The sequence below is a fragment of the Oceanicaulis sp. UBA2681 genome, from assembly GCF_002354675.1.
In the GTDB taxonomy this organism is placed as follows: domain Bacteria; phylum Pseudomonadota; class Alphaproteobacteria; order Caulobacterales; family Maricaulaceae; genus Oceanicaulis; species Oceanicaulis alexandrii.
Genome location: NZ_DEMB01000008.1, coordinates 66,505 through 75,547, shown reverse-complemented (window position 1 = coordinate 75,547; position 9,043 = coordinate 66,505). Strand labels below are relative to the sequence as shown.

The 9,043-nt window shown below is 61.7% G+C and carries 8 protein-coding genes and 3 tRNA genes; 4 read left to right on the top strand and 7 right to left on the bottom strand.

Annotated elements, in window-relative coordinates; genetic code table 11:
• The first annotated feature begins 239 nt into the window (after positions 1–239).
• Positions 240–944 carry a CPBP family intramembrane glutamic endopeptidase gene (locus B3M53_RS05535; RefSeq protein ID WP_286799792.1) on the top strand — a complete coding sequence of 235 codons (705 nt, stop codon included), beginning with the start codon at positions 240–242 and terminating at the stop codon, positions 942–944.
• Positions 945–1,027: 83 nt separating this feature from the next.
• Here B3M53_RS05535 and B3M53_RS05530 read toward each other — a convergent pair.
• Positions 1,028–1,104 (bottom strand) — tRNA-Asp (locus tag B3M53_RS05530).
• A 71-nt stretch (positions 1,105–1,175) separates the two neighbouring features.
• Positions 1,176–1,252 (bottom strand) — tRNA-Asp (locus B3M53_RS05525).
• A gap of 164 nt (positions 1,253–1,416) precedes the next feature.
• On the opposite strand from B3M53_RS05525, the gene B3M53_RS05520 reads away from it, so the two are divergent.
• A complete protein-coding gene (locus tag B3M53_RS05520; protein WP_286799791.1) occupies positions 1,417–2,700 on the top strand; it encodes a hypothetical protein in 1,284 nt (427 codons plus the stop codon).
• Positions 2,701–2,714: 14 nt separating this feature from the next.
• On the opposite strand, the gene B3M53_RS05515 is transcribed toward B3M53_RS05520, so the two are convergent.
• The 3 genes from B3M53_RS05515 to B3M53_RS05505 all read right to left on the bottom strand — a co-directional run bounded on the left by B3M53_RS05515 (position 2,715) and on the right by B3M53_RS05505 (position 4,329).
• Positions 2,715–2,933, bottom strand: a complete 219-nt coding sequence (locus tag B3M53_RS05515; protein ID WP_022699600.1) for a hypothetical protein — start codon at positions 2,931–2,933, stop codon at positions 2,715–2,717.
• 128 nt (positions 2,934–3,061) lie between these two features.
• Positions 3,062–3,137, bottom strand: a tRNA-Val gene (locus B3M53_RS05510).
• Positions 3,138–3,162: 25 nt separating this feature from the next.
• A complete protein-coding gene (locus B3M53_RS05505; protein WP_022699601.1) occupies positions 3,163–4,329 on the bottom strand; it encodes a bifunctional chorismate mutase/prephenate dehydratase in 1,167 nt (388 codons plus the stop codon).
• A gap of 243 nt (positions 4,330–4,572) precedes the next feature.
• On the opposite strand from B3M53_RS05505, the gene B3M53_RS05500 reads away from it, so the two are divergent.
• On the top strand, positions 4,573–5,172 hold the full coding sequence (locus tag B3M53_RS05500) for a peptidylprolyl isomerase (protein ID WP_286799787.1): 600 nt from the start codon (positions 4,573–4,575) through the stop codon (positions 5,170–5,172).
• 3 nt (positions 5,173–5,175) lie between these two features.
• Here B3M53_RS05500 and B3M53_RS05495 read toward each other — a convergent pair whose 3' ends face one another.
• Positions 5,176–5,604 (bottom strand): MarR family winged helix-turn-helix transcriptional regulator, encoded by a 429-nt coding sequence (locus tag B3M53_RS05495; protein ID WP_022699603.1) that lies wholly within the window; start codon positions 5,602–5,604, stop codon positions 5,176–5,178.
• A gap of 71 nt (positions 5,605–5,675) precedes the next feature.
• On the opposite strand from B3M53_RS05495, the gene B3M53_RS05490 reads away from it, so the two are divergent.
• Positions 5,676–6,491 carry an amidohydrolase family protein gene (locus tag B3M53_RS05490; RefSeq protein ID WP_286799785.1) on the top strand — a complete coding sequence of 272 codons (816 nt, stop codon included), beginning with the start codon at positions 5,676–5,678 and terminating at the stop codon, positions 6,489–6,491.
• Positions 6,492–6,548: 57 nt separating this feature from the next.
• On the opposite strand, the gene lon is transcribed toward B3M53_RS05490, so the two are convergent.
• Positions 6,549–8,954, bottom strand: a complete 2,406-nt coding sequence (gene lon / locus B3M53_RS05485) for an endopeptidase La (RefSeq protein WP_160091622.1) — start codon at positions 8,952–8,954, stop codon at positions 6,549–6,551.
• Positions 8,955–9,043: the final 89 nt, after the last annotated feature.

Genomic DNA, 9,043 nt, shown 5'->3' with positions numbered 1-9,043 from the left:
CCCACCATCGCGTTGGTCGCGATTGGGGCCTCGACGCTGGTCGGCGTTCTGTTCGGCTTTTATCCAGCGCACCAGGCCAGCCGCCTCGATCCGATCACGGCGCTGCGCCACGAATAAAGCCCTCCCCCGAAATACGAAACCATCAGAGGCCGCTCCGTCAGGCGCGGCCTCTTTTGCATCCATTTCGAACCAAGCAGGCATCTGACTTTGAACATTCATGATTTCAAAGCGAGCCCGCCATGACCACCACGCCCCGCCCCCTCCTGTTATTGGAGGTCCTGATCGCAGCCCTCGCCGCGATGACGATCAAAGCCCTGATCAGCCTTGTCTTGTGGCGCTACGCCGGGCCATTGACCCTGCTGATCGTTTTGTCGGGACTAACCGTCTATTTGCACTGGCGGGGGCTGGGTTGGCGGTCCTTTGGTCTAATCAAACTGCCCAAGCTGAAATCCTGGCTCCTGCTGCCTCTGCAAGCTTTGCTCGGCGTCGTGGTCATTCTGGCGACGGGTGTGGGCTCAGCCTCTATCGGGACCGCTTTGGGTTTTGAGTTCATGGGTCAGGAGCCCGCAGGCGTCACGGATCGCTTCGGCGCGGTCGCGGACGGAAGCCTGCCTCATTACCTGTTATGGCTCGCAATCTCGATCCTTGCGGCGGGCCTAGGCGAAGAGCTGTTCTTTCGCGGCTACATGATCAACCGGCTGCGTGACGCCTTAGGATCAGGCGTTGTGATGACCGCCGTCAGCGTGATCTTGCCAGCGCTCTATTTCGGCTACGGTCATGTGTATTATCAAGGATTGCGAGGCCTTATAACGACCGGTCTGATCGGGCTTTCACTCGGCCTTCTGTTCCTGATCTACAAACGCAATCTGTGGCCCCTGGTGATCGCCCACGCCGCCGTGGACTGCCTTGTGTTCACAGCGTTGTATTTCAATCTGGACATCTAGACGCACACTGTCAGCCGGCGCCTGACGACAGGCGTCGGCGATTGTGAAACGCGTCTGAAAGTCGGGAAATATTCGATCTGAACTGGCGCGAGTGACCGGGCTCGAACCGGCGACCTCCGGCGTGACAGGCCGGCGCTCTAACCAACTGAGCTACACCCGCTCAGATCAATGCGTCGATAAGCTCGGCGCCAACTAAAACGCCGCTCGAAGCGGCATGTCCTGATGATCTGATGGCGCGAGTGACCGGGCTCGAACCGGCGACCTCCGGCGTGACAGGCCGGCGCTCTAACCAACTGAGCTACACCCGCTCAGATCATCTGCGGCGCTGGGCCGCGTCAGGAAGCGTGTGTCTAAAGGCGCACCCGCGAAGGGTCAAGCGGGTTTTGCCAGCAAATGCAGCGTTCGCCTGTGGGAAAATCACAGCGTTGTGAGCCCGCTCGCCGCGGGCCCGGGACGACGCTAAGCTGACCTGATGACCCAGCCCCGTTTCGTCCTGAGAACCGCCCTTCTCCTCGCGCTCATCACGCCCTTGATGCTCGGCCTCGCCGCATCGTGCAGCCCCGTGCGCTATATCATGATGACCGCCAATCCCCATGGCGCGGGTCCGGCCGCGGAGCCGCCTCTGCCTGGGCTGAGCGCAGGGCTGGAGGGATGGATCCAGACCCGCCCCCAGGTCGCACAATCGCTGTCTGACACGCTGTTCGGCGCCCCGTTGCCCGCCGCGGATGTGCAGGTCATAGAACGCGAACTGATCGATCCGCAGGCCTATCATCAATCGGGCGTACTGGAGCGGGTATCGCTTTCCATCGCGCTTGAAAACGGCGGTCAGGGCGCGATTGAGCTGGCGCTGATTACGCCGCGCGATGCTCAAGGCCCGGTTCCGGTCATTCTGATTCCCAGCGATTGCGGCTTGCGCGCCCAGCTGCGCCGTCCTGACTGGCCTGAATCAACCAATCCGGTTCCGGGCTATTGCGAACCCACCGGCTCGGCGCTCGAAGACTTCGCCAGCAGCTTTTTCGGCGATTACGTGGTCAGCCCGCCGCTTGAGCAGATCCTGCGGCGCGGCTATGCGGTCGCCGCCTGGCATGAAAGCGATATCGCGCCCGACCGCGCCAGCGTTCATGACGCAACACTCCGCGCGCTCAATCTTGACCCGAATGCGCCTGACAGGCCCGGCGTGATCGGGGTCTGGGCGTGGATGATGAGCCGTGTGGCCGATCATCTTCAAACCGATTCCCGCATCGCGTCCGACCAGCTGAGCGTCATGGGCCATTCACGCCGCGCCAAAGCGGCTTTGCTGGCGGGCGCACGCGATGAACGCTTCGGCGTCATCCTCGCGCACCAGTCCGGCACCGGGGGCGCCTCGCTTCACCGGGACAATCTGGGCGAACCGCTCGCCTCGATCACGCAAAACTATCCGCACTGGTTCGCGCCCGCCTATGCGACCTATGCAGACCGCGAAGACGCCTTGCCGCTGGATGCGCATTATCTTCTGGCGATGATCGCGCCGCGCAGCGTGCTCCTGGGCAATGGCCGCCGCGATGTCTGGTCTGACCCGGCGGGCGCCTGGCGCGCGGCGGAAGCGGCGAGCCCGGTCTGGTCGCTCTATGGCGAGGACGGTCTGATTCAGGACAGTCTTGAAGAGATGAACGTCACCGGCCGTATCGCGTTTCACATCCGCCCCGCCACGCATGGCGTGCGCGGGGAAGACTGGGATGCGTTCTTGCGTTTTCTGGATGCGCAGTTCGGAGCGTGATCAGCGTCCGAACGCTAGCGCCATTGCTTGATGCGGCCTTCACGCACTTCGGTAAGTTGTTCGCCGCCTTCCGCGCCCAGCATGGCCCGGCTCCAACCGAGCCGCCAGGCGGAATAGGCGCGCTGACGGTCATCGCCCTCAAGCCCCGCCTCGTCCATCGCTTTGAGGAACGCGGCGTAAGTCTCAAAGTCGGTGTCGATATGAGCGGCGATAAACGCGTCATACGGGGTCATCAGGCTTGCTCCCCAAGCCAGGAGGCGCAATGACGCCTCTCAGACCTGAAACACTGGCTGAGCCGTCTTCCGACGGCAATGGGGAAATATCCCGACACGTCTCGTCCTGTGAGAAAACTTGAGCCGGATGGTGGGTGGTGACGGGGTCGAACCGCCGACCTACTGGGTGTAAACCAGTTGCTCTACCAGCTGAGCTAACCACCCGCTCCCGACTCGGAAGGACGCTCTTTTAGCCTTCAAGCGAGGTCGGCTTCAAGCGGTCTGAACCGTAAGAGCCGAAGCGCCGGACAGATTTCGCATAGCCGGACAGATGCTCCAGCGCCTTGGCCACGGTTTTGTCCTCTTCATGGCCTTCCAGATCGAGAAAGAACATCTGCTCCCAGGGCGATCCGGGCACCGGCCGGCTCTCGAGCTTGGTCATGTTCACCCCGTGCTGGCGGAACCCGTCCAGTGCATCCACCAGTGAGCCGGACGCGTCCGAGGTGATGAAGACCAGCGAGGTCTTGCACGGCAAGAGCGGGGATGCCGGGGCCGGGTCAACCGCCAGCGCGACAAAGCGGGTCTCATTGCCTTCAAAGTCGGAGATCATTGGCTCAATCAGGTTCAGACCGAACAGGCGCGCGGCGTCCGGCCCTGCCACAGCGGCCACTTCAGGCCCTTCATCAAGCGCACGTTCCAGCGCCCGCGTGGTGGAAGTCACCGGAACTTTCTTCAGATCGGTGCGCGAATTGAGCCATCGCTGCGCCTGACGCAGCGCCTGGGGGTGGCCGTAAACTGTGCGCACGGGCCCCAGATCACTCGCCTTGCCCATAAGCGCATGCTGGATCTTCATATGGTGTTCGCCGGCGATCTTCAGGTTTGAATCACGCAGCAGGTCATAGACTTCGTTGACGCCGCCCGTGGCCGTGTTCTCGATCGGCAGGAAGCCGTAATCGGCTTCGCCATTTTCCAGGGCTTTGAAGATCGACGCGTAATCACGCTTGATGACCGGCGCCACGCCCGAATACCGGCCCGAGAAGTGCGCGTTCGCCGCGAACTGCGAATAGGAGCCCGGCCCGCCCAGATAGGCGACCCGCGCCTCGGTCAGCATGGCGTCGCCGACACGTGCATCCAGACCGGCGCGCTGTCGGCGCAGGGAGTCGTCGATGATCGCCTGGAACAGGGTTTCAACGAAGCTGTCAGACAAGCCGTACTCGCGCCCCTTGGCCACGGCGCGCTCGATAACGGCGCGCTCGCGATCCGTATCGCGCACTGGACTGTGCTCGCCCGCTTTCAACGCCCCAAGCGCTTCACCCAGACGCCGGCGTTCGGCCAGGATTTTCAAGATCTCTGAATCGGACGCATCGATCGCCTGTCGCAGAATTAGACGCTCATCGCGCGGCTCGGTCTGGCTCATGGCCGACTCCCATTAAAAAACCCCGCCGAAGGGCGGGGCTGGTGACTTCATCTTGCAAGCAAGCAGCGTCAACCGGCCCCGAGAGGACGATAGAAATAGCCGCCGAAGACAAAGAGGTTCGTGTTCATCATGCATCGCAGCATGAAACCGTATGCCGCGTACGGTCAAGCCCTTTTGGCCGGACAATTGACATTCCGCCTGCAACACCGCCCGATAGCGTCACCCTCTCAAAGGACACGCCCCATGCCTGCACTCTTCACTGCGTTCTCAGTCGCAGCCCTCGCCCTGGCGCTTCCCCAGGCGGTCATCGAAACCAGCCACGGCGCCATCGTGGTCGAACTTGATGAGGCCGCCGCGCCTTTGAGCGTCGCCAATTTCATCGTCCACGCCCAGGCGGGGCATTTCGATGACGGATCTTTCTATCGCTCAGTCCGCGACGATAACGAGCGCGAAGGCGTGGCTCCGATGAACCTTATCCAGGGCGGGCACAGCTTTGACGGGTTGGCTGAGGCTGAGGGTATCGCCCATGAATCAACCCTCGACACTGGCCTGAGCCACACGCGCGGCGCCATCTCCATGGCGCGCGACGAACCTGGCACCGCCACCACAGAGTTTTTCATCATGGTTGCCGACTATCCCGGCCTCGACGCCGGGCCGGATGGCCGCAACCCCGATGAAGCCGGATACGCAGTGTTCGGCGAAGTGATCGAGGGCATGGATGTGGTGGAACGCATCTGGATGAGCCCGACCAGCCTGGACAGTGCGCCGGACGACTTCCCCTACCCGCAATTCTTGACGGAGCCGGTCGTCATTGAAACGGTCCGCATCCGCAACGCGGACTAGGATCTAGCTTTTCAGCTCGAGACGCAGCGTGTTCAGACGCTGGGCCACATCGCTGGCGATCTCCTCGCCCATCATTTTCTCAAGGCGTGCGTTGACCGCTTCAAAAGCCACGCGGGCGCGTTCCGCCTTCGCGAGGCCATCTGTCGTGACTTTCAGGCGCCAGCGGCGGCGGTCATTTTCATCGCGCGTGCGTTCGATCAGGCCTTCACGCTGAAGCCGCGCCACCATCTGGGTCACTGCCGGTTCTGACAACTCCAGACGCACGGCGATATCGCTCTGAGTCGCGTCAGGGTCATTCAGCACCACGCCAAGAAGCGCGGCTTGCGCGACCGTCAGGCCCGCCGCCTCGATAACAACGGAATCCGCTTCCTGGCGAAGCCGTTCGGCGCTTTTAATCACGGCGGAATACAAACGGGGGCTGCTGGCGCTCATGGTTTTCAAGTCTCTTGTTCTTAGGGCCGCGCACCCATTAGCCTAATGCTTAAGTTATAATGGAGTTGCGAATGATCATAGACGTGTGGGGGCAGATTCTTACGACACGGATGACGCAAACTCCATGGCTTGGTTCACTTTTACGCTGGATGAAGGCTGAACGAACCGGCCTGGAGTTGAGTGAAAGCGCCACATTAAGAGCCATGGACCAGGCTGGCGTCGACCTGATGATCCTCAGCGCCTGGAGCGCCCCTGAAGGCTGGCTGATCACCAATGACGAAGTGGATGCAGCCATAAACACCGCCCCTGATCGATTTCGCGGGTTTCTGAGCGTGGACATCAGCCAGCCCGAGACCGCCGCGAAAACCATTCGCGACCGTTATGACGGCGAGCGCTTCGTTGGCGTCCGCGTATTACCCTGGATCTGGAACCTGCCGCCTAATCACGCCTGGTATTATCCGGTCTACGCCGCGTGTGTGGAGGTCGGTGCGCCGTTCTGCACCCAGATCGGCCATACCGGGCCGTTGCGCCGCTCCGAGGTCGGCCGGCTCATTCCCTATATCGAAGATGTCTTGCTGGACTTCCCTTCGCTCAAGGTCGTCGGCGGGCATGTGGGCTTTCCATGGGTGAACGAGCTGACCAGTCTGACCTTGAAATTTCCCAATCTGTATGTGGACACCTCCGCCTACGCCCTGCACCGGCTGCCGCCAGACTTTCAGACCTATATGAAAGGCCCGGGTCGCGACCGGGTCATGTTTGGCTCCAACTGGCCGATGATAACGCCTGAAAAATGCCTGAAAGGGCTCGATGCGCTGGAGCTCGACCCGGTTCACAAGGATCGCTTCCTGTCCGGCATCGCCCAGGACGTCTTTGGCCTGAAAGCCTGATGCAAAACGGCCCCGGACGGATGTCCGGGGCCGTTTCAGTGTCAATTGTCGTGTCAGTTAATGCGGGCGCTGCTCGCCCCCGCCGCTGACTTCAGTGGAGCCGGGAAGCGCGGCCAGCGCCGCCGCATCCGCTTCCGTCCACTCGATCGGCTGGATCGGCTCGGTCAGCGCAACATTGAGGACTTCCTCAACCGTTTCGACCGGGATGATCTTGAGCCCTTCCTTGACGTTGTCCGGGATTTCGGCGAGATCCTTTTCATTGTCCTTGGGGATCAGCACCGTCTTCACGCCGCCGCGCAGGGCCGCCAGCATCTTCTCTTTCAGACCACCAATAGGCAGCACGCGGCCGCGCAAGGTGATCTCGCCGGTCATAGCCACATCCTTGCGCACCGGCACGCCAGTGAGCGTGGAGACGATGGCGGTGATCATGGCCCCGCCTGCAGACGGGCCGTCCTTGGGCGTGGCGCCCTCGGGGACGTGCACGTGGATGTCGGTGGTGCGGAAGACCGTGGGCTTGATGCCCAGGGCCGGCGCCCGGCTCTGAACATAGGAGTTCGCCGCCGAGATCGATTCCTTCATCACCTCTTTGAGGTTGCCGGTCACCGTCATCTTGCCGCGACCGGGCATCTGAACCGCTTCGATCGTCAGCAGATCGCCGCCGACCTCAGTCCAGGCGAGGCCCGTCACCAGGCCCACCTTGTCCTCGGTTTCCGTCTCGCCATAGCGATACTTGCGGACGCCCGCGAACTCATCGAGATTCTCGGCGTTGATGATGATGTGGTCGCTTTCGCCCGCCACCAGCTTACGCACGGTTTTGCGCGCAAGCCGTGCGATCTCACGCTCCAGGTTCCGCACGCCGCTTTCACGGGTGTAATAGCGGATCAGATCGCGCAAGGCGCTGTCCTCAATGGTCCACTCAGCTTCCTTGAGCGCATGCACCTTGAGCTGTTTGGGGATCAGGTGACGGCGCGCAATCTCCACCTTCTCATCCTCGGTGTAGCCCGCGATCCGGATGATCTCCATCCGGTCCAGAAGCGGCTGCGGCAGGTTGAGCGTGTTCGCCGTGGTGATGAACATCACGTCGGACAGATCATAATCCACTTCCAGATAGTGATCGTTGAAGGTGGAGTTCTGTTCCGGATCGAGCACTTCCAGAAGCGCTGACGCCGGATCGCCGCGATAATCCGCGCCCAGCTTGTCGATCTCATCGAGCAGAATGACCGGATTGGTCGACTTGGCTTTTTTCAGCGACTGGATGATGCGCCCCGGCATGGAGCCGATATAGGTGCGGCGGTGGCCGCGAATCTCGGCTTCATCACGCACGCCGCCCAGAGACACGCGCACGAACTCACGTCCCGTCGCTTCCGCGATAGAGCGTCCCAGCGAGGTCTTGCCCACGCCCGGCGGGCCCACAAGGCACAGAATCGGGCCGCGCATCTTCTTCACGCGCGTTTGCACCGCCAGATGCTCGATAATGCGTTCCTTGACCTTCTCAAGTCCGAAATGGTCGCGATCAAGCACCTGCTCGGCCACGCCCAGATCTTTCTTCAAACGCTTGCGCTTGCCCCAGGGCAACGCCAGCATCCAGTCGAGATAATTTCGCACCACGGTGGCTTCCGCCGACATGGGGCTCATCTGGCGCAGCTTCTTGAGCTCCGCCTCGGCCTTTTCGCGCGCTTCCTTGCTGAGCTTGGCGTCGGCGACTTTCTGTTCGAGTTCGGACAGCTCTTCACGGCCGTCATCGCCCTCGCCCAGCTCACGCTGGATCGCCTTCATCTGCTCATTGAGATAATATTCGCGCTGGGTCTTCTCCATCTGCCGCTTCACGCGGTTGCGGATTTTCTTCTCGACCTGCAGCACGCTGATCTCGCCTTCCATCAGCGCAAACACCTTTTCCAGGCGCTCCACCACGTTGGAATTGGCCATCAGCGCCTGCTTCTCGGCGATCTTCACCGACAGATGCGCCGCGATCGTGTCCGCCATCTTGGCGGCGTCCGTGATCTCGCCCACAGCGGCCAGCGCTTCAGGCGGCACTTTCTTGTTCAGCTTGACGTAGTCTTCGAACTTTTCGGCCGCTGCGCGCATCAGCGCCTCGACTTCCGCCGGATCGGCCAGTTCTTCTTCCACCAGTTCGGCTTCAGCTTCGAAATAGGCCTGATTGTCCAGAAAGCGGGTGATGGTCATGCGGCGACCGCCTTCGACCAGTACTTTGACCGTGCCGTCGGGCAGCTTGAGAAGCTGCAGCACAGACGCCACGACGCCATCGTTGTAGACCGCTTCATGGGCCGGATCGTCATCAGCCGCATTCTTCTGGGTGGCCAGAAGGATCTGCTTGTCCGCGCGCATCACTTCCTCGAGCGCCCGCACGGATTTCTCGCGGCCCACAAACAGGGGCACGATCATGTGCGGGAAGACGACGATGTCGCGCAGCGGCAGCAGGGGAAGCGTTTTAGTTTCGCTCATAGTCATTCTCCAAGGGGCCGGGTCGCTCCCGAACCGGGGCGCAACTCAACCTCGCCGACCCTTGCGGCGCCGGCCTCACGACCTGGCCC

Coding starts and splice junctions, on each gene's coding strand:
- B3M53_RS05495 (WP_022699603.1), bottom strand. CDS start 5,604: ATGAGCGCCAGCAGCCCCCGTTTGTATTCCGCCGTGATTAAAAGCGCC.
- B3M53_RS05505 (WP_022699601.1), bottom strand. CDS start 4,329: ATGAGCCAGACCGAGCCGCGCGATGAGCGTCTAATTCTGCGACAGGCG.
- B3M53_RS05535 (WP_286799792.1), top strand. CDS start 240: ATGACCACCACGCCCCGCCCCCTCCTGTTATTGGAGGTCCTGATCGCA.
- lon (WP_160091622.1), bottom strand. CDS start 8,954: ATGAGCGAAACTAAAACGCTTCCCCTGCTGCCGCTGCGCGACATCGTC.
- B3M53_RS05520 (WP_286799791.1), top strand. CDS start 1,417: ATGACCCAGCCCCGTTTCGTCCTGAGAACCGCCCTTCTCCTCGCGCTC.
- B3M53_RS05500 (WP_286799787.1), top strand. CDS start 4,573: ATGCCTGCACTCTTCACTGCGTTCTCAGTCGCAGCCCTCGCCCTGGCG.
- B3M53_RS05490 (WP_286799785.1), top strand. CDS start 5,676: ATGATCATAGACGTGTGGGGGCAGATTCTTACGACACGGATGACGCAA.
- B3M53_RS05515 (WP_022699600.1), bottom strand. CDS start 2,933: ATGACCCCGTATGACGCGTTTATCGCCGCTCATATCGACACCGACTTT.